The 18275-nt window shown below is 73.5% G+C and carries 18 protein-coding genes and 1 pseudogene; 7 read left to right on the forward strand and 12 right to left on the reverse strand.

What is annotated here, in order from left to right; genetic code table 11:
* Positions 1-61 precede the first annotated feature (61 nt).
* Positions 62-1729, reverse strand: coding sequence for an MFS transporter (locus OHA65_RS09660; RefSeq protein WP_405761745.1), 1668 nt, complete (start codon positions 1727-1729; stop codon positions 62-64).
* Between the two features lie 315 nt (positions 1730-2044).
* On the opposite strand from OHA65_RS09660, the gene OHA65_RS09665 reads away from it, so the two are divergent.
* Together OHA65_RS09665 and OHA65_RS09670 are read left to right on the forward strand one after the other, a co-directional pair.
* A complete protein-coding gene (locus tag OHA65_RS09665; protein WP_405761747.1) occupies positions 2045-3160 on the forward strand; it encodes a hypothetical protein in 1116 nt (371 codons plus the stop codon).
* Positions 3161-3396: 236 nt separating this feature from the next.
* Complete coding sequence (locus OHA65_RS09670; protein WP_327282723.1) at positions 3397-4485, forward strand: phosphatase PAP2 family protein; 1089 nt, start codon at positions 3397-3399, stop codon at positions 4483-4485.
* 383 nt (positions 4486-4868) lie between these two features.
* Here OHA65_RS09670 and OHA65_RS09675 read toward each other — a convergent pair whose 3' ends face one another.
* Positions 4869-5834, reverse strand: a complete 966-nt coding sequence (locus OHA65_RS09675) for a YafY family protein (RefSeq protein ID WP_327282724.1) — start codon at positions 5832-5834, stop codon at positions 4869-4871.
* 110 nt (positions 5835-5944) lie between these two features.
* Positions 5945-6802, reverse strand: a complete 858-nt coding sequence (locus OHA65_RS09680) for a transglycosylase family protein (protein ID WP_405761749.1) — start codon at positions 6800-6802, stop codon at positions 5945-5947.
* Positions 6803-7095: 293 nt separating this feature from the next.
* On the opposite strand from OHA65_RS09680, the gene OHA65_RS09685 reads away from it, so the two are divergent.
* Positions 7096-7911 carry a hypothetical protein gene (locus tag OHA65_RS09685; protein WP_327282725.1) on the forward strand — a complete coding sequence of 272 codons (816 nt, stop codon included), beginning with the start codon at positions 7096-7098 and terminating at the stop codon, positions 7909-7911.
* A 233-nt stretch (positions 7912-8144) separates the two neighbouring features.
* Positions 8145-8588: a hypothetical protein gene (locus tag OHA65_RS09690; RefSeq protein ID WP_327282726.1), complete on the forward strand. Its 444-nt coding sequence runs from the start codon at positions 8145-8147 to the stop codon at positions 8586-8588.
* Positions 8589-8604: 16 nt separating this feature from the next.
* Here OHA65_RS09690 and der read toward each other — a convergent pair whose 3' ends face one another.
* From der to OHA65_RS09710, 4 genes are all read right to left on the reverse strand, one after another.
* Complete coding sequence (gene der / locus OHA65_RS09695; RefSeq protein ID WP_327282727.1) at positions 8605-10065, reverse strand: ribosome biogenesis GTPase Der; 1461 nt, start codon at positions 10063-10065, stop codon at positions 8605-8607.
* A gap of 76 nt (positions 10066-10141) precedes the next feature.
* On the reverse strand, positions 10142-10729 hold the full coding sequence (locus OHA65_RS09700; protein WP_327285593.1) for a lysophospholipid acyltransferase family protein: 588 nt from the start codon (positions 10727-10729) through the stop codon (positions 10142-10144).
* Positions 10730-10785: 56 nt separating this feature from the next.
* The gene (cmk, locus tag OHA65_RS09705) at positions 10786-11484 is read right to left on the reverse strand and encodes a (d)CMP kinase (protein ID WP_327282728.1); all 699 of its coding nucleotides are present in this window, start codon (positions 11482-11484) and stop codon (positions 10786-10788) included.
* A 127-nt stretch (positions 11485-11611) separates the two neighbouring features.
* Positions 11612-12700, reverse strand: a complete 1089-nt coding sequence (locus tag OHA65_RS09710) for a prephenate dehydrogenase (RefSeq protein ID WP_327282729.1) — start codon at positions 12698-12700, stop codon at positions 11612-11614.
* Positions 12701-12790: 90 nt separating this feature from the next.
* On the opposite strand from OHA65_RS09710, the gene OHA65_RS09715 reads away from it, so the two are divergent.
* The 3 genes from OHA65_RS09715 (at position 12791) to OHA65_RS09725 (ending at position 14587) form a co-directional block, all read left to right on the forward strand.
* Positions 12791-13285: a DUF952 domain-containing protein gene (locus OHA65_RS09715; RefSeq protein ID WP_327282730.1), complete on the forward strand. Its 495-nt coding sequence runs from the start codon at positions 12791-12793 to the stop codon at positions 13283-13285.
* 95 nt (positions 13286-13380) lie between these two features.
* Positions 13381-13851 (forward strand): Rieske (2Fe-2S) protein, encoded by a 471-nt coding sequence (locus OHA65_RS09720; protein WP_327282731.1) that lies wholly within the window; start codon positions 13381-13383, stop codon positions 13849-13851.
* Between the two features lie 28 nt (positions 13852-13879).
* Positions 13880-14587 carry a DNA polymerase beta superfamily protein gene (locus OHA65_RS09725; protein WP_327282732.1) on the forward strand — a complete coding sequence of 236 codons (708 nt, stop codon included), beginning with the start codon at positions 13880-13882 and terminating at the stop codon, positions 14585-14587.
* A gap of 71 nt (positions 14588-14658) precedes the next feature.
* Here OHA65_RS09725 and OHA65_RS09730 read toward each other — a convergent pair.
* The 5 genes and pseudogenes from OHA65_RS09730 to pnuC form a co-directional block, all read right to left on the reverse strand.
* A pseudogene (locus OHA65_RS09730) lies at positions 14659-14787 on the reverse strand (DNA polymerase beta superfamily protein); the annotation flags it as partial.
* A 14-nt stretch (positions 14788-14801) separates the two neighbouring features.
* On the reverse strand, positions 14802-15818 hold the full coding sequence (locus tag OHA65_RS09735) for an ADP-ribosylglycohydrolase family protein (RefSeq protein WP_327282733.1): 1017 nt from the start codon (positions 15816-15818) through the stop codon (positions 14802-14804).
* Entirely contained in the window at positions 15815-16546 is a 732-nt protein-coding gene (locus OHA65_RS09740) for an NUDIX domain-containing protein (protein WP_327282734.1), read from the reverse strand. The genes OHA65_RS09735 and OHA65_RS09740 overlap by 4 nt, the downstream gene beginning before the upstream one ends.
* Complete coding sequence (locus OHA65_RS09745) at positions 16543-17640, reverse strand: AAA family ATPase (RefSeq protein ID WP_327282735.1); 1098 nt, start codon at positions 17638-17640, stop codon at positions 16543-16545. The genes OHA65_RS09740 and OHA65_RS09745 overlap by 4 nt, the downstream gene beginning before the upstream one ends.
* Positions 17637-18236 carry a nicotinamide riboside transporter PnuC gene (pnuC, locus tag OHA65_RS09750; RefSeq protein WP_327282736.1) on the reverse strand — a complete coding sequence of 200 codons (600 nt, stop codon included), beginning with the start codon at positions 18234-18236 and terminating at the stop codon, positions 17637-17639. Before pnuC ends, OHA65_RS09745 begins: the two co-directional genes overlap by 4 nt.
* Positions 18237-18275 lie beyond the last annotated feature (39 nt).

Consider the following 18275-nt stretch of genomic DNA (forward strand, 5'->3'; position numbering starts at 1 on the left):
GCGCAGCGGGAGCCGTCGGGGTGCGGCGTCGTCGCGGCCGGAACCGGCTGCGCCCCGGTGGTCAGCCCGCGCGGCCGGGGACCACCGTGTCGCGGTCCGGCGTCGTCGCCGGAGCCGGGATGCGGGGGGCGTCCGGACCCGCCTGGGCGGGGAGCCGCAGGGGTTCGGTCTCGCCCTCGGCAGGGTCGGGGCATTCCATGACCCGCGGAAGCTTCAGCGCCATCGCGGCGCCCGCCAGCAGCAGCACCGCGCTCACCACGAGCGTGACGTGCAGCCCGTGCACGAACGAGTGCCGCGCCGCCGCGTACAGCGACTCGCCCGCCGCGCCGCCGAGGGAGCCCGCGATCTGGTAGGCCTCGCCCAGGGAGTTCGCGGCGTCGGCCGCGTCCGCGGCCGACACCCCCGGCACGTGCAGCAGCCCCGGCGCGTAGGCCGCGTTCATGACGCTGCCGAGCAGGGCGATGCCCATGCCCGCGCCCAGCTGGTACGAGGTCTCGCCTATGGAAGCCGCGCCCCCGGCGGTGTCCGCGGGCGCCTCGCTCAGCATCGACTCGTACGCCGCGAACAAGGTGGTCTGCAGCCCGAAGCCGAGGACGATGAACCCGATCGTGAGCAGCGCGGGCCGGTCGTGCTGGCCCATGAAGGTCAGCAGTAGCACGCCGCAGGCCGTCAGGACGAAGCCCAGCGACACCATGGTGCGCGGCCCGATCCGGGCCAGCGTGTACGACCCGGTGGCGCCTGCGGCCATGGCGGCGAAGGTGAGCGGCAGCAGCCGCAGTCCGGTCTCCAGCGGGCTCAGCTCCAGCACCAGCTGGAGGTACTGGACCGCGATCAGCTCCAGCCCGACCAGCGCCAGCATGGCGAGCACGATGCATCCGACGGACGTGGAGAAGGCCGCGCGCGAGAACATCCGCATGTCGATCAGGGGGTGCGGACGCCGCTTCTGCCGCCGTACGAACAGGATCAACAGCACCGCACCGAGCAGCAGCGGCACCAGCGCCTCGGCGTCCAGGAGCCGGCGCTCGGCGCCCAGCCTCTTGACGCCGAGGACCACGCAGAGCACGCCGGCGGCGGCCATCAGCGCGCCGAGCACGTCCCAGGGTCCTTCGCAGGAGCCCTTGGACTCGGGCAGCAGCCAGCGGCCGAGCGGCAGGATCAGCGCCATCAGCGGAATGTTGATCAGGAAGACCGAGCCCCACCAGAAGTGCTGGACCAGGAAGCCGCCGAGGACCGGTCCGCTGGCCGCGCCGATGGCGGCGACGGCGGTCCAGATGCCGATGGCGAGGGCCCGCTCGCGCCGGTCGGGGAAGACCTGGCGCAGGATCGACAGGGTGGCCGGCATGATCATCGCGCCGCCGACGCCGAGGAGGGCGCGGGCGGCGATGAGGACCTGGGCGTTGTCGGCGAGGGCCGCCAGCAGGGAGGCCGCGCCGAAGAGCCCGTAGCCGATGAGGAGTATCCGGCGGCGGCCGACCCGGTCCCCGAGGGTGCCGAAGAGGATCAGCAGGGAGGCGCAGACCAGCGGGTAGGCGTCAACGATCCAGAGCAGCTCGACCGCACCGGGGCGCAGGTCCTCGGTGACGGAGGGGACGGCTACGTGCAAGATCGTCGCGTCGAGCGCGACGAGGACCAGGCTGACGCACAGGACCGCGAGGACGAGCCAGCGGTTGGCCCCGCCGGAGGCGGCTCGCAGCCGCAGCCGGAAGGCGGCCGCGTTCGTCCCCGACATGCATGTACCTCCCAGATGATCGCTCGCACTCGGCGGACCAGCGTGTTGAGGAGCCACGGGGGTGGTGCGCGGTGCGGCGTCCTACGGGGTCCGGCATCGACAGGCGAGTGAACGGTCAGCGTACGCGAGTTCGTCTGCCCGACACGTGGCCAAGCTCTCACCGCGGCGGCGACCGCGGTGTGGTGTGCGCCACTCGGATCACCCCTCCTCCCCGCTACCGCCCGGGTGGTGCCCGGGCGGCGCCCCCACCGCGTACACGCGCGGTCACGACCCGTGGTTCTGCGCTGACGGCACCCACGTGCGCCACCGATAATCATGCCCGTGAAAGATCTTGGATTTCGCCGGGCCGCGCCCGCCCTGGCCGTCTTCGCGGCGGTCCGGCTCCTCGGGCTGGCCGTGCTCGCGGCGTGGGGCGCCGCCGTCGACAGCAGCCCGCACACGCTGCTGTCGGCGCGCTGGGACTCGCTCTGGTACGCCCGCATCGCCGCCGAGGGGTACGGGTACGAGGTGCTCCTCCCCAACGGGGACGTGCACTCGAACCTGGCGTTCTTCCCGCTGCTGCCGTGGCTGGAACGGCTGGTCGCGGCGCCGACCGGGCTGTCTTACGGCTCCGCGGGCCTGGTCGTCTCGGCGGTCGCCGGGCTCGCGGCGGCCTGGGGGATCTTCGCCGTCGCGGACCTCGTCCACGGCCGCCGGGCGGGCGTGTTCGCCGCCGGGGTGTGGGCGGCGCTGCCCGTCGGCATCGTGCAGTCCATGGCGTACAGCGAGTCGCTGTTCACTGCGCTGGCCGCCTGGGCGCTGTACGGAGCCCTGCGCGGCCGGTGGCTGACCGCCGGCCTGCTCGCGGCGGGGGCGGGTCTGACCCGCCCGGTCGGCGCCGCGGTGGTGGCGGCGGTGTGGGTGGCGGCCGCCCTGGCCCGGCGGCGCGGGGAGCGGTCCTGGCGGATGGCGGCGGGGGCGGCGCTGGCCCCGCTGGGGGCGGCCGCGTACGTGCTGTGGGTCGGGGCGCGCACCGGCCACGGGCTGCTCGGCTACCTGGACGTGCAGGGCGGCTGGGGCAACGGCTTCGACGGCGGCTGGGCGTTCGCCCGGTTCATCGGGGCGAAGCTGGCGTCGTCCGCGGCCCTGGCCGGGGTCGGGCTGATCGCCGGCGTCGTACTGGTGCTGTGGCTGTACCGGCTGTGCCTGAAGCAGCGGCAGCCGGCGCCGTTGCTGGTGTACTGCGGGATCGTGGTGGCGCTGGCGCTGTGCGCGTCGGGGTACTTCGGATCCAAGCCGCGGCTACTGCTCCCGGCGTTCCCGCTGCTGCTGCCGGCGGCGGTGGCGCTGGCCCGGTGGCGGACCGGCCGGGCGGTCGCGGTACTGGGCGCGGCGGCGTTGGCGTCGGCGGTTTACGGGGCCTTCTGGCTGAACGGGTCGGGGCCCCCGTAGGCCCTCATCAAGGAACGGATCATTCCGATCCATCTTTGAGCAAAGTAATTGCGCGGCAGCGATAAAGCCCGACTAAGCATGCGAAACAATGGCCGGGGCAATGGATCGCGGCAGCTCCAACTAATGCCGAAATCCGAGCAATTAAGTCCCGCGTGAGACCAACTCCACATCACATGGTCATCACAAAGCCCGTGATTCGACCGGGCCGCCCATCGGCGCGCGGTAACGTCGATTGAGTGCGTACCGACCAAATCCTGACCCGTCTGGAGCGTGTGTTCGCCCGGCTGGACCGGGAACCAGAGCGACCGGCTCATCTGCAAACACCGCAGATGAGCCGGCACCGCGTCGTGCTCCTCGGATCGACCCTCGCGTTCTACCTCGCGATCGTGGTGGCCGTCCTGACCACGTCCTGGCTCGTCCGCCTGGACTGGCAGGTCATGTTCTTCCGGCCCTACGAGCAGTGGCCGCAGCTGCACGCGTTCCTCGACTACCTCGTGGTCCTGGGCCAGCGCGGACCCACCGCGGTCATGGTCGCCGCCTGGCTCGGCTGGCGCTCCTGGCGCCAGCACACCCTCCGCCCGCTGATCACCCTCGGCGTGGCGCTGCTCCTGCTCAACATCACCGTCGGCGCCGTCAAGCTCGGTCTCGGCCGGCTCGGCCCGCACTACGCCACCCAGATCGGCTCGGCCGAGCTCTTCGCCGGCGGCGATATATTCCCTTCCGGCCACACCGCCAACGCCGTCGTGACCTGGGGAATCCTGGCCTACCTGGCTTCCACCACGGTCACCCGGCGGGTGCTGTCCGTGGTGTCCGCCACCGTCTCGCTGAGCGTCGGCGCCACCACCGTGTACCTCGGCACGCACTGGGTCAGCGACGTGCTGCTCGGCTGGTCCGCGGGTCTGCTGATCATGCTGGCGCTGCCCTGGTTCGAGCCGCTGATCGCCGGCGCCGAGGCCCGGGTCTTCGCCCTGCGGGAGCGGCTGCGCCGCCGGCTGGAGACCGGAACCGTGCCCGCCCCGGTCGCCGCCGCGCTCACGCCGCTGCTCTCCGCGGGCGGCAAGTGGCAGCTCCGGCTCCCCACCGATGCCGCCGGCACGCGGGAGCCCGCCGCCGCACCGACCACCGCGCCCGTCGCGGCGACCGTGCAGGCGGCCGGTGCGGGGCACGCCCCGGTGCCCCGACCCGCCGCGCACGTCTCCGGCCGGCCGCACCTGATCCGGTCCGAGCGGACCCCGGTCACGCCTGCCGGCAGCCGCCGCCCGGCCCACACCGAGCGGCCCGCCGCCGCGGGACGGGCCGCGGCCCGTCCGGCCACCGGCGGCTGACCACCCGCACGGGACGCTGCGGGTCGTACGCAACTCCGCGGGGCGGTACGCACCACCTCCCCCGCACCACCGAGGCGGGCCGGGTCATCACCCGGCCCGCCTCGGCCATTTAGGTGGTCTTCCTCGTGCAGATGACCGGAACGTCAGCGCAGCGCCCGGAGGTTCGTCCGTACCGGGTCACGCTTGTGTCACGGAATGTCGACAGTTCTTTGACGGGGCGCGCTTCATCCGCAGCACCGCCGAAGTGCCCGTGCGCCATTCTTTTTCCGGCTCGCGACACGGCCCGCCCACAGCGCGTTTCGCATTCCGTCCCGGACCCCCGGAATTTCCAACGGGATTGCGCCGGCCCGCCTGGCACTGCCCGATGAACCCCCTCGGTTTCCTTACATCTTCTCCACGGCCCGACCGAGAAGGTCCCGGGCCGCCCTGATCCGGTCCGTCAGCTCCGGCGGCTCCAGCACCTCGAACTCACAGCCGAGCAGCATGACGTGAATGACGAGTACGTCGAGGTTCACGGCTCCCGTGTGCAGCAGGCAGCTGTCGGCGTCGAGCGCCTCCAGGGACCCGTCGCTGGGCCCCACGATCCGGGCCGCCTCCCGTGCCGGCACCTTCAGCCTCAGCACCGCCTTGGCCGCGTACGCGTGCTGCGCCACGCCGCGCGACACGTACGCGGCGAGGTCCTCGGCGGGGGCCGGACGCGGGGTGAACCTCGGCCCGTGCGGCGGTCTGGGATCGATCCGGTCGGCGCGGAAAGTCCGCCAGTCCTCCCGGTCCAGATCCCAGGCGACCAGGTACCAGCGCCGCTCGGTGCACACCAGCCGGTGCGGTTCCACCACGCGGCGGCTGACGTTCCCCTCGTGGTCCCGGTAGCCGAAGCGCAGCCGCTCGCTGTCCCGGCACGCGGCGGCGAGGTCGGTCAACACGGAGGCGTCCACGGTGGTCGGACCCGGGCCGCGCAGCATGGGCACGGTGAACTCGTTGAGCGCCGACACCCGGCGCCGCAGCCGTCCCGGCAGCACCTGCTCCAGCTTGGCGAGCGCCCGTACGGAGGCCTCCCCGATCCCCTCGACGCCGTTCCCCGCGGCCGTCCGCAGGCCCACCGCCACGGCGACGGCCTCGTCGTCGTCCAGCAGCAGCGGCGGCAGCTCGGCCCCGGCACCCAGCTGGTACCCGCCGCCGGTGCCGGGGCTGGCGTTCACCGGGTAACCGAGCTCCCGGAGCCGGTCCACGTCGCGCCGCACCGTCCTCGGGGTCACGCCGAGGCGCTCCGCCAGGTCGGCGCCGGTCCATTCGCGGTGGGCCTGCAACAGGGACAACAGGCGCAGCAGTCGTGCGGAGGTCTCCAGCATGCCGAGCAGTCTGCCTCCCGGCAGCCCGCCCTCCGAATCGCCCCCGCGCCCGAGCGCACCGGCCAGGCCCCCCACGGGCCGTCACGGGCCGGGGCCGCCCCGAGGCCCCGTCAAAAACCCGGCCGCGCCGCCGAGCCCGCAGGCTTGGCCGCCGTGACTGCGGGCCTCGCCACCGGACGTGGCGCCGGGGATGCGGGTCTCGGCACCGGACGCGCCGCCGGGGATGCGGGCTTCGCCACCGGGGCCGGACGCGCTGCCGGACTCGGCCCGACCACCGGGCCCGCGGGGGCCGGGGTCGGCACGGCCGAGGGAGCCGGGGACGCGCCCGGCGGGGTCGGCGGGGTGGGCCGCGCCACCGGAGCGGGCGGGTCCGAAGCCGGGAGGGTCAGCAGGGTGCCGACCACGAGTGCCTGCGGCTTCGGGCCGATCACCGCCCGGTTCGCCTCGTACAGCGCCTGCCGGCCGCCCTTCACCCGGTACCGCAGGGCGAGCCCGTCCAGGGTGTCCCCGGTCCGGACCACGTGCATGCGCCCCGCCAGCCCGTACCGCTTCGAGCACACCGGCCACGCGTCCCACCCCTGGGACCCCAGCACGTCCTCCGCCACCCGGATCTGCTGCTCCCGGCTCGCCAGATCGGCCCGCGCCGCGAACACCAGCCCGCCGTGCTCCTCCCACGTCGGCTGCCAGAACTGCAGCCCCCCGTAGAAGCCGTTGCCGGTGTTGACCGCCCAGCGCCCGCTGCTCTCGCAGTCGGCCACGCAGTCCCACGGCCATACCCCCTCCGGCCCGCAGTCCCCCGGCCCGGTCCCGATGATCCCGGGCGAGCCGGGGTGGGCCGCCCCCGCGGGCCCGGGCGCGGGGGGCGGCGGAGCCGCGCCGGCCCCCGACGGGAGTACGAGGACGAGGACCAGCACGGCAGCAGCAGCGACGGCCGCCGGGACGGCACGCCGGATCCGGAGGTCGGGCACCGCGTCACGCTACGCAGGCCCGTGGCGCCCGCCGGGCCCGCCACGCGGCCCGTACCGCACCCCACCCGGTCGGCCGAGCCGCCGGCCCCGCCGGAAACGGCCAGGTCCGACCACCAACTGGCCACATCCAAAAAACAGTTGGCACGAAAACAAAGCCCCGGTCCGACCGTTCACCCCTCCGGGGGCCCGGTTCGATTCCGTTCCCTCCAACGGCGTGACCCCGGCCACCGCTCCACCGTTGAGCCCGGCGTGCCGGGATCCGCCCGGCCCCGCCTAGTCCGAGGAGCCAGCCCGTGCCCCGCATGCTCGACGTCAGTGATGAGGTACGTGCCGAGATCGGTGACGAAGAAGCCGAGAGGCTGCTCACCGGCGACGACGCACCTCGCAGCTACGACTGCACCTCCTGCCGCACTCCCGGGGACCCCGAGACCGACCGCACCAGCACGGTGCTGTTCGTCGGCGAGGAGACGGCCGTCCTCGCCTTCGCCCACGCCGGCTGCATCCCCTCGCAGGTGGTCACCGTCTCCGAGGAGCAGCTCCAGGGCGCGGTCCGCAGCATCACCGGTGACAGCCCCGCCGCGGCGTCCGGCGGATTCGCCGGGCGCGCGCCGCAGAACGTGCCCGGCGGCCAGGCCGTCCTCGGCATCACCAGCGGGCTGATCCTGATCGGCGGCGAGCTGCACCCCGCCCTCGTCGTCGAGCCGACCGCGCCGATCGCCCGCCCCGGCACCACCGGCCCCGGCGACGACTTCCTGCCGCTCCTCATCGAGCAGGGGTTCATCCCGGTCACCGACACCGCCGAGCTGCCCTCCCCGCTCGCCGGCTGGTCCGTGCTGCTCGCCGCGGGCCAGCTGCACGCCGTGCTCCAGCCCGGCGCCGAGGGCGGCGGCCAGGTCGCCTGGTGGCAGGCGCACCAGGCGCTGTCGGTCACCGACGGCTGGCGTGCCGCCGTCAACAAGACCCAGCGCGTCCTCGTCTACGCCGCCCCGGTCGGCTCCATCGGTCAGCAGCCCCGCGAGGACCTGCTGCGCGACGCGCTGGACAAGGCCGCCGCCGGCGGCAAGCTCGTGGCGGCCTCGATGCCGCTGGCAGGCACCTCCGGCGCCTGACGCCACCACGGACTTCCGCACGGCTGCGCCGCCCCCGGTCGGGGGCGGCGCAGCCGTTTGCCGGCAGGGGGACGCCACCGGTGGCCGTCGAGTGCGCGGTCACGCGCGTGCACCCCCGGCGATCTGCGTTTTCTGCTTCGCGCCCGCATCCGCGGGGCCCTGGGTTCGTTGGCTGATACGTGCATTCATACGACCCCTCCCGCGCCCCTGCCCACGCGAGCACCGTCTCCCCGATGCGCCCCGCAAGGGACCGGGAGAGCGCTCCGGCCGCCGTCTCGCACACCCCGATCTACGACACGCTGTACTCGGAGTACCTGCGCGCCTTCCGGGCCCTGCCGGGCGACCGCACCGGCGAGGAGGACCTCGGGTTCACGGCGTTCTCGTACGGCGGCGCGTACGCGGTCGGCGGCCCCGCGTACGGCAGCGGGCCCGTGTACGGAGGCGGCTCGTACGGAAGCGGCTGGAACGGGTACGCGTGGCAGACCGACCCGTGGCCGGCCTCGTACGCCCCGGCGCCGCAGCCCTCGTACGCGTACGCCGGGTCCGCGGCCGGCAGTGGCGGGACCGGCGGCCCGGGCCCCGCGCCCGGGTCCGCATACGCCAACGGGCGGCAGCACCACACCGGGATGCAGCACATCCCGGCGGCCCTGCCGCCCGCTCCGCGCCGGGGCTACTGACCCCGGACCGCCGCCGCTACTTCTTCTTGTACTGCGCGCCGCGCTTCTCGCGCACCCGCACGGAGATGTGGAGCGGGGTCCCCTCGAAGCCGAACTCCTCGCGCAGGCGGCGCTCGATGAAGCGCCGGTAGCCGTGCTCCAGGAAGCCGGAGGCGAAGAGGACGAAACGCGGCGGCTTGCTCCCCGCCTGGGTGCCGAACAGGATGCGGGGCTGCTTGCCGCCGCGGATCGGGTGCGGGTGGGCCGCCACGACCTCGCCGAGGAAGGCGTTCAGCCGACCGGTCGGGATGCGCGTCTCCCAGCCCGCGAGGGCCGTCTCGATCGCCGGGACCAGCTTCTCCATGTGGCGGCCGGTGAGCGCCGAGACGTTCACCCGGGGCGCCCAGGAGACCTGCTGCATCTCGGTCTCGATCTCGCGCTCAAGGTAGTAGCGGCGCTCCTCGTCGAGCTCGTCCCACTTGTTGTACGCGATCACGATCGCGCGCCCGGCCTCGACGGCCATGGTGATGATGCGCTGGTCCTGGACGCTGATCGTCTCGGTGGTGTCGATCAGGATGACCGCGACCTCCGCCTTCTCGACGGCGGCGGCCGTGCGCAGGGAGGCGTAGTAGTCGGCGCCCTGCTGGAGGTGCACCTTCTTGCGGATGCCCGCGGTGTCCACGAACTTCCAGGTGACGCCGCCGAGCTCGATCAGCTCGTCGACCGGGTCGCGGGTGGTGCCGGCCAGCTCGTTGACGACGACGCGGTCCTCCTTCGCCACCTTGTTCAGCAGCGAGGACTTGCCGACGTTCGGGCGGCCGATGAGCGCGATGCGCCGGGGGCCGCCCACGGGGGTGCCGCCGAAGGTCTGCTCGGGCGCCTCGGGGAGCGCCTCCAGGACGGCGTCGAGCATGTCGCCCGTACCGCGGCCGTGCAGCGAGGAGACCGGGTGCGGCTGGCCGAGGCCGAGGGACCACAGGGACGCCGCGTCGGACTCGCCGCTCTGGCCGTCGACCTTGTTCGCGCACAGGACGACGGGCTTGCCCGCCCGGCGCAGCAGCCTCACGACGGCCTCGTCGCTGTCGGTGGCGCCGACCTTGGCGTCGACGACGAAGACGACCGCGTCGGCGGTCTCGATGGCGTACTCGGCCTGGGCGGCGACGGCCGCGTCGATGCCGAGGACGTCCTGCTCCCAGCCTCCGGTGTCGACGACCTTGAACCGGCGGCCGGCCCACTCGGCCTCGTAGGTGACGCGGTCGCGGGTGACGCCCGGCTTGTCCTCGACGACCGCCTCGCGGCGGCCGATGATGCGGTTCACCAGGGTCGACTTGCCGACGTTCGGGCGGCCGACGACGGCGAGCACGGGCAGCGGCCCGTGGCCCGCCTCCGCGATCGCGCCCTCGACGTCCTCTACCTCGAAGCCTTCCTCCGCGGCGAGCTCCATGAACTCCGCGTACTCGGCATCGCCAAGCGCTCCGTGGTCGTGCTGGTCGTTCATGAAGTCCGTTCCTCGTCGTTCGTGGTGATCGGTGGTGCCCGCGCAGCGCGGTTCCACTACTGGGGTCAAGTCTCGCTCAGCGCCCGGTGAGGCGCTTGGCGTCGGCCAGGTGGGCGGTCAGCCTGCTCTGGATGCGTACGGTGGCCTGGTCCAGGGCCGTACGGGTGCGGCGGCCGGTGCCGTCGCCCGCGTCGAACGCCGATCCGAAGACGACGTCGACGCGGCTCTTGAACGGCGGCAGTCCGCGGACCAGCCGCCCTTGGCTCTCGCTGCTGCCCAGTACGGCCACGGGCACGACGGGTGCGCCGCTGCGGACCGCGAAGTACGCGAGCCCGGCGCGCAGCGAGGCGAAATCACCCTCGCCGCGGGTGCCCTCGGGGAAGATCCCCAGGGCTCCGCCGTTCTCCAGCACCGCGAGCGCCTTGGTGATCGCGCCCCGGTCCGTGCCCGTACGGTCGACCTTGACCTGGCCGATCCCGTCCAGGAACGGGCCGAGCGGGCCGATGTACGCCTCCCTCTTGATGAGGAAGTGCAGCGGCCTCGGGGCGGTGCCCATGACCATCGGCCCGTCGAGGTTGTGCGCGTGGTTCACGGCAAGGATGACAGGGCCCGAGGCGGGCACGCGCCAGGCACCCAGCACGCGCGGCTTCCACAGCCCGTACATGAGGCCGATGCCGATCCGCCGGCCGAGCGCCGCACCCTTGAGGGAGGGCGTTCCGCTCACTTGCGCCCCGCCCGCTTCTCTTCCACGAGCGTCACGACGCACTCGATCACCTGGTCGAGCGTGAGCTCGGTGGTGTCGACCTCGACGGCGTCGTCGGCCTTGGCCAGCGGGGAGGTCTTGCGGCCCGAGTCGGCGGCGTCGCGCTTGATCAGGGCTTCCTTGGTGGCCGCGAGGTCCGTGGCCTCCTTGCCGCGCAGCTCACCGCTGCGGCGCGCGGCGCGGGCCTCGGCGGACGCGGTCAGGAAGATCTTGAGGTCGGCGTCGGGCAGGACGGTGGTGCCGATGTCCCGCCCCTCGACGACGATCCCGCCCTCGGCCGAGGCGGCGATGGAGCGCTGGAGCTCGGTGATCAGGCTGCGCACCTCGGGGACGGCGCTGACGGCGCTGACCTTGGAGGTGACCTCCTGGGTGCGGATCGGACCGGAGGCGTCCAGGCCGTCGACCGTGATGGTCGGCGCGGCCGGGTCGGTACCGGAGACGATGCCGGGCTTGCCGGCGGCCACCGCGATGGCGTGCGGGTCGTCGGTGTCGACCCCGTTGGTGATCATCCACCAGGTGATGGCCCGGTACTGGGCACCGGTGTCCAGGTAGCGCAGCCCGAGCTTGGCGGCCACGGCCTTGGAGGTGCTGGACTTGCCCGTGCCGGAGGGACCGTCGATGGCGACGATCACGGCGGACGGAGCTGCGGTTTCCACGGTGCGGGCACCTTCCTGGTTGCGCGTACGTGTCCGGGCGCGCCAAAGCGCCCCTCCCCAAGGTTACCGGCCCCGGGCGCGGGCGCCGCCCAGTACCGGGGAGTACCGGGCGGGCGACCCGACGGGACTACTGCTGGCGCAGTGCCCAGCCGCGTTCGCGCAGCTCCGCGGTGAGGGCGGCGGCCGCCCTCGGATCGACCATGAGCTGGACCAGACCGGCCTGCTGGCCGGTGGCGTGCTCGATGCGGACGTCCTCGACGTTGACCCCGGCCCGCCCGGCGTCGGCGAAGATCCGCGCGAGCTCGCCCGGCTGGTCGCTGATCAGTACGGCGACCGTCTCGTACGCCATGGGGGCGGCTCCGTGCTTGCCCGGTACCCGTACCCGGCCCGCGTTGCCCCGCTTGAGGACGTCCTCGATGCCGGCCGCTCCCCCGCGCCGCTTCTCGACGTCCGCCGACTGGAGACCGCGCAGTGCGTCGACCGTGGCCTCCAGGTCGGAGGCGATGCCCGCCAGGACATCGGCCACCGGACCCGGGTTGGCCGAGAGGATCTCCACCCACATCCGCGGATCGGAGGCGGCGATCCGCGTCACGTCCCGGATGCCCTGACCGCACAGCCGCACCGCCGTTTCGTCGGCCTCCTCCAGGCGCGCCGCGACCATGCTGGACACCAGCTGCGGGGTGTGCGAGACCAGCGCGACGGCCCTGTCGTGCGCGTCGGCGTCCATCACCACGGGTACGGCCTTGCACAGGGCCACCAGTTCGAGCGCCAGGTTGAGCACCTCGTGGTCGGTGTCCCGGGTCGGGGTCAGCACCCAGGGTCGGCCCTCGAAGAGGTCGGCCGTCGCGGCCAGCGGGCCCGACCGTTCCTTGCCGGCCATCGGATGGGTCCCGATGTAGGGGGCGACGTCCACCCCCAGGGACTCCAGCTCCCGGCGCGGCCCGCCCTTGACGCTGGCCACGTCCACGTACGCCCGGGCCACCCCGCGACCGATCGCGTCGGCGAGCGTCGCGGCCACGTGGGCCGGCGGAACGGCGACGATCGCGAGGTCCACCTGGCCGTCGGGGGCCTCGTCGGTGCCCGCGCCGAGGGCGGCGGCCGTACGGGCCTGGGCCGGATCGTGGTCGACGAGGTGGACGGTGATCCCCCGGCCGGCCAGGGCGAGCGCCGCGGAGGTGCCGATCAGTCCGGTTCCGATGACGACGGCGGTTCTCACGGGCGCTCCAGGGATGCGGGTGTGGGGTGTAACGGCAAGTCAGGCCAGGGTAGCCAGCCCGCACGGCACGGGGGCCCGGCAGCCCGTCATGTGGGACGGAAGGGTGCCGTCCGGCAGCGCCTCGGCGATCTGGGCGCCCCCGCCTCGGCCCCTGGGGACCGGGACATCGCCAATGTCGCCCGGTTCACCCCCGGCTGCCACTTGGTGCGGGCCGTCGGCCCCGACTGCGGTAGAACCGTGGGCATGATCTTCCACATCGTTCCGCTCGCCGACTGGACCGCCGCGCCCGAGCTCCCGTACGCCCCCTCCTCGCTCGACTCGGAGGGTTTCGTGCACTGTTCGGCGGACCGCCCGACGGTGCTCGCGATCGCGGACGCGCACTACCGCGAAGCACCGGGTCCCCTGCTGGCCGTCGAGCTCGACGAGCGGGCCCTGACCTCCGAGGTCCGCCGCGAGGGTGAATCGGGCGGCCGCTACCCGCACGTCCACGGCCCGTTGGACCGGGCGGCCGTCGTCCGCGTCTGGGAGGTCGTGCGCACGCCGGGCGGCCCGACGGAGTTGGCCCCGTGGGATCAGGGCTCCTGAGCTCCGGAACCGGGCGGCGCGGGGTCTTCTCCTGGGAGCCGTGACGCGCCAGGATGCTGCACGCCATTCCCGGACCCCCGATCGAGGAGCACCCCATGAGCGACCCCACGCCGACGGCCCGACGCACGGTACTGGCGGCAGGAGCGGCCGTCGTGCTGGCGGGCGGCACGCTCACCGCGTGCGGCAGCGAGGAGAAGAACCCGAAGAGCGAGCCGGGCAGCCCCTCGACCCCGCAGGCGGCTGCCACGCCGTCCTCCTCGTCGGGAACGGGAACGGGAACGGCACTGCTCAAGTCCTCTGCCGTACCGGTGGGCGGCGGCACGATCCTCAAGGAGGAGAAGCTCGTCGTCACCCAGCCCACGGCCGGGTCCTTCCGGTGCTTCACGGCGGTGTGCACGCACCAGGGATGCATCGTGAACAAGGTCGAGGCCGGCACCATCGACTGCCCCTGCCACGGCAGCAAGTTCCAGATCACGGACGGCGCGGTGGCCCACGGTCCGGCGACCCGCCCCCTGGCGGAGAAGCAGATCACGGTGGCCCCGGACGGGGATATCTCGCTCGCGTAGCGGAGCCGCTCCCGCCTACGCTCCCGGGATGAACCAGCCGACGACGCCCGCACGATCCCCGCACCTCGACCTCGTCCACGACCACACGGTCTACGCGTGCGTCATGGGCTCGCGGGCGTTCGGCCTGGCGACGGAGGCGAGCGACACCGACCGGCGCGGCGTCTACGTCGCCCCGACACCGCTGTTCTGGCGCTTCGAGAAGCCGCCGACGCATGTGGAGGGCCCGCGGGAGGAGGAGTTCTCCTGGGAGCTGGAACGCTTCTGCGAACTCGCCCTGCGCGCCAACCCGAACATCCTGGAGTGCCTGCACTCCCCGCTGGTGGAACGGGTGACCCCGGTGGGCGAGGAACTCCTCTCCCTCCGGGAGGCCTTCCTCTCCCGCCGGGCCCACACCTCCTTCACCCGGTACGCGACCTCCCAGCACGCCAAACTCGTCGCGGACGTCCGCATCCACGGCGCCCCGCGCTGGAAGCACGCCATGCACCTGCTGCGGCTGCTCCTGTCCTGCCGCGACCTCCTGCGCACGGGCCGCCTGACGATCGACGTCACCCCGCACCGCGACCGGCTCCTGGCGGTCAAGCGCGGCGAACTCACCTGGTCCGAGGTCGACGCGTGGATGACCCGGCTGACGGCCCAGTCCGGGGCCGCCCTCACCACCACCGCACTCCCCGAAGAACCGGACCTCGCCCGCGTACAGGACTTCCTGATCCGCACCCGCCGGGCATCAGCCGTCTAACGTCCGGCGCCGTACGACGAGGTCGTCCAGTGCGTCGTACGACGACGGCTGCAACGGCAGCGCGGACGCGGGAGGTGGGCACCGCGCAGATCGATGTCCGAGTCCCGGGACGGGAAGCCGTACAGGTGGGCGCCCGAGACCGTGGCGAACAACAGCGGAAAGGGCTGGTCCGCCACCACCGGGGACAGGTCGGCACTCATGGCGTCGAGCACGGTCACACGTCCCAGAGGGTGCCGAAGGCCAGGAGTTCCTCGCGGTATTCGATGCGGCCCTCCCAGTCTCGGGGCCATGCGTCCGCGCCGAGGTGGGCGCCCGCGAAGGCGCCGGCCAGGCAGGCGATCGAGTCCGAGTCGCCCTTCGTGCAGGCCGCGCGGCGCAGGGCCGTCAGGGGTTCGTCCGGGAAGAGGAGGAAGCACTGGAGGGCCGTGGCCAGGGCCTCTTCCGCTATCCAGCCGTCGCCCGTGGTGAGGCACGGGTCCGTTTCCGGGGAGGGGTGGCGCAGGGCCGCCGCCAGGCGGTCCAGGACGGCCAGGCAGTCGTCCCAGCCCCGCGCGATGAAGGACTCCGGCGTCGCGTCCGAGGCCGTGCGCATCCAGAGGTCGCCGAGCCAGCGCTCGTGGTAGTGCGTGCGGTGGTGCAGGGCGTACGAGCGCAGCTGCCCGACCAGGCCCGTCACCTCGGTGCCCCGCGCGAGGAGGTACACCGCGCGGGCCGTCAGGTCGGAGGCCGCGAGCGCCGTCGGGTGGCCGTGGGTCAGGGCCGACTGGAGCTGGGCCGCGCCGGCCCGTTCCTCGTCCGTCCAGCCGGGGACCAGGCCCACCGGAGCCACCCGCATGTTCGCCCCGCAGCCCTTGGAGCCGGTCTGGCTGGCGTCGCGCCAGTCCCGTTCCGGGGAGTCCAGCAGCTGGCAGGCGCGCAGGCAGGTGTTGCCTGGGGCGCGGTTGTTCTCCGGCGAGTGGTACCAGTCGACGAACTCCTCGCGGACCGGGCGGGCCAGCCGCTGCGGGCCCACCGTGCCGCGATCCGTCGCCGTCCGGATGCCGCGGGCCAGGGCCAGGGTCATCTGGGTGTCGTCGGTGACGATCGCCGGGCGGGGCAGGGCCATGGAACGCCACGGGCCGGTCTTCGCCAGGATCGACGGGACGTCGTTGAACTCCGTCGGGAAGCCCAGTGCGTCGCCGAGGGCGAGGCCGAGGAGGGCTCCCGTCGCCGCCCGCTTCTTCAGAGTCATTTCGGGTGTCCTTCCGTGGGGCGCAGCAGCGGGGGGTGCAGGGATGTCGCCGGGCCCGCCCGGTACAGGGCGGCCGGCTTGCCTCGGCCCCCGGTCAGTCGGGCGGCTCCCGGCACCACCTCGACGAAGCCGGGCGTCGCCAGGACCTTGCGGCGGAAGTTGGGACGGTCCAGGACGGTGCCCCAGACGGTCTCGTAGACGGACTGAAGCTCCCCGAGGGTGAATTCGGGCGGGCAGAACCCCGTGGCCAGGCAGGTGTACTCCAGCTTCGCCCCGACCCGCGACCGGGCGTCCGCCAGGATCACCGCGTGGTCGAAGGCCAGGTCCGCGGCCTCCCCCACCGGTACCCAACGCGCCCGGTCCGCGTCGCCGCCGCCCTGCGCCGCCGGCTCCGGCATGTCCGGGACCAGGGCGGTGAAGGCCACGGAGACGACCCGCATCCGGGGATCGCGGTCCGGTTCGCTGTAGGTGCGCAGCTGCTCCAGGTGGAGCGCGCCGACGACCGCCTGCGGCAGGCCGGTCTCCTCGGCCAGTTCCCGGCGGGCCGCCGTCTCCGCCGACTCCCTGGGCAGCAGGAAGCCGCCGGGCAGTGCCCAGGCTCCCGCGTACGGGTTCTGGCCGCGGCGGATCAGCAGGACGTGCAGCGCTCCACCGCGGACGGTGAACACCGCCAGGTCGACCGTCACCGCGAACGGTTCGAAGGCGTACGGGTCGTAGGCCGCCGTCATCGCTTCTCCGGCAGGGGGTCCGCGAAGTGCCATCCCGCGCCGAGCAGTTCGTCGACCGCCTCGACCGCTGCCGTCAGCCGCGTCTCGCGGTCACCGCGTACGAGCAGGAAACGACGCCCGGTCCGGTCGAGTTCCGCGCGGAAGCGTTCCGTCATCCAGGGCCTCAGGTGCGGGCCGTCCCGCAGGCCGTCGTCCTCGAACGGGACGTCCGCGTGGTCCGTCAGCAGGTACAGGTCGCGGTGCGTCAGCGCGGCCACCTTCTCGACCTCCTCGTTGCGGCCCCCCACGTACCGCTCGTGCCAGATGCCGGTCGCGAAGGAGTCCGTGTCGCAGAACAGCACCGGCGAACCCGTCCGGGCCGCCCGCTCCTCCTCCGCGTCCTGCCGCCGCGCGATCACGGGGAACTCCGCCGAGGTGAACGACACGTCCTCCCATGTCGCCGCCGGGTCCGCCGCGCGCGCCGAGGCGAGCTTCTCCTCGCTGTAGGTGCGCCCGTACTCCGCGACCCAGCCCGTCCCGGCCCAGACTCCGCCGCGCGCCCGGTAGTGGTCCGCGAGGGCCCGGGACAGGGTCGTCGTGCCGGTCGACTCGGCGCCGAGGACGACGATCCGCCGGGTCAGTGCGGCCCGTACGCCCGGCCCCAGGAACTCCCAGTTCCCGACGGGGTCCGCCCGTACGGCCGTGCCGGAGACGGGGAAGCGGGTGCGTCCGGGGTCCACGCAGACCTCCTCGGCCCCGAACCGCCGGGCGAGTTCCGTCCCGTACTCCTCCGAGGTGAACACGGCGTCGACCGGACCGGGCACCGCGCCCCGGAAGACGGCCATGTGCGCTTCCCAGACCGCCGGGTCGTGCAGGTCGACCGGGACGTCGTCGACGGCGCCGACGACCTGCGCCTCCGGGTGCGCCTCGCGCATCCACGCCACCCGGTCGGCGAGCGGCACCGACTCCACCGACGCGGCGCACACCAGTACCGTCAGCCGCTCGCACCGCTGCTGGGCGGTGCGCACCAGGTGGTGGTGCCCGGCGTGCGGCGGGTAGAACTTGCCGAGCACCAGCCCGTGGACGTACCGCTTCGCGGAGCTCGCGGCGCTCATGCCGTGGCCCCCGCAGCCGTCGTACGGGCGTCGCGCGCCGGCAGCGTGCGCCGCCAGCCGAGCAGGCCGACCACGCAGAGCGCGAGGAAGCCGGCGTACAGGGCCGAGGTCAGGTACAGGCCCTTGTAGGCGTACAGGGGGATGTAGACGAGGTCGGCGGCGATCCACAGCCACCACGACTCCACGAGCTTGCGGCACTGGCCGTACGTGGCCACGAGCGAGAGGCTGGTGGTCAGCGCGTCCCAGAACGGGACGGTGGAGTCGGTGATCCGGCCCAGCAGCAGGGTGAGCCCGAGGACCCCCGCCGCCCCCGCCGCGCCCAGCGCGGCCCATTCGGTGCGCGTGGTGCGGCGCACCGGAAGGGCCTGTGCGGAGCCTGGTCCACCCCCGTGGGTCCAGGTCCACCAGCCGTACGCGGCGAGGGCGACGAAGACGATCTGCAGTCCGGCGTCGGCGTACAGGCCGGAGCGCTCGAACAGCACGATGAAGAAGACGTTGTTGGCGATGCCGATCGGCCAGTTCGCGACGTGCTGCCGGGCGACGAGCCAGACGCACAGGGCTCCGGTGGCGAACCCCAGTATTTCGGTCCAGCTCATGGCGCCCGACCTCCTCCCTCTTTAATGGTCAGGTTGACT

Origin of the sequence: Streptomyces sp. NBC_00045 (assembly GCF_045041095.1) — a bacterium.
Lineage (GTDB): Bacteria > Actinomycetota > Actinomycetes > Streptomycetales > Streptomycetaceae > Streptomyces.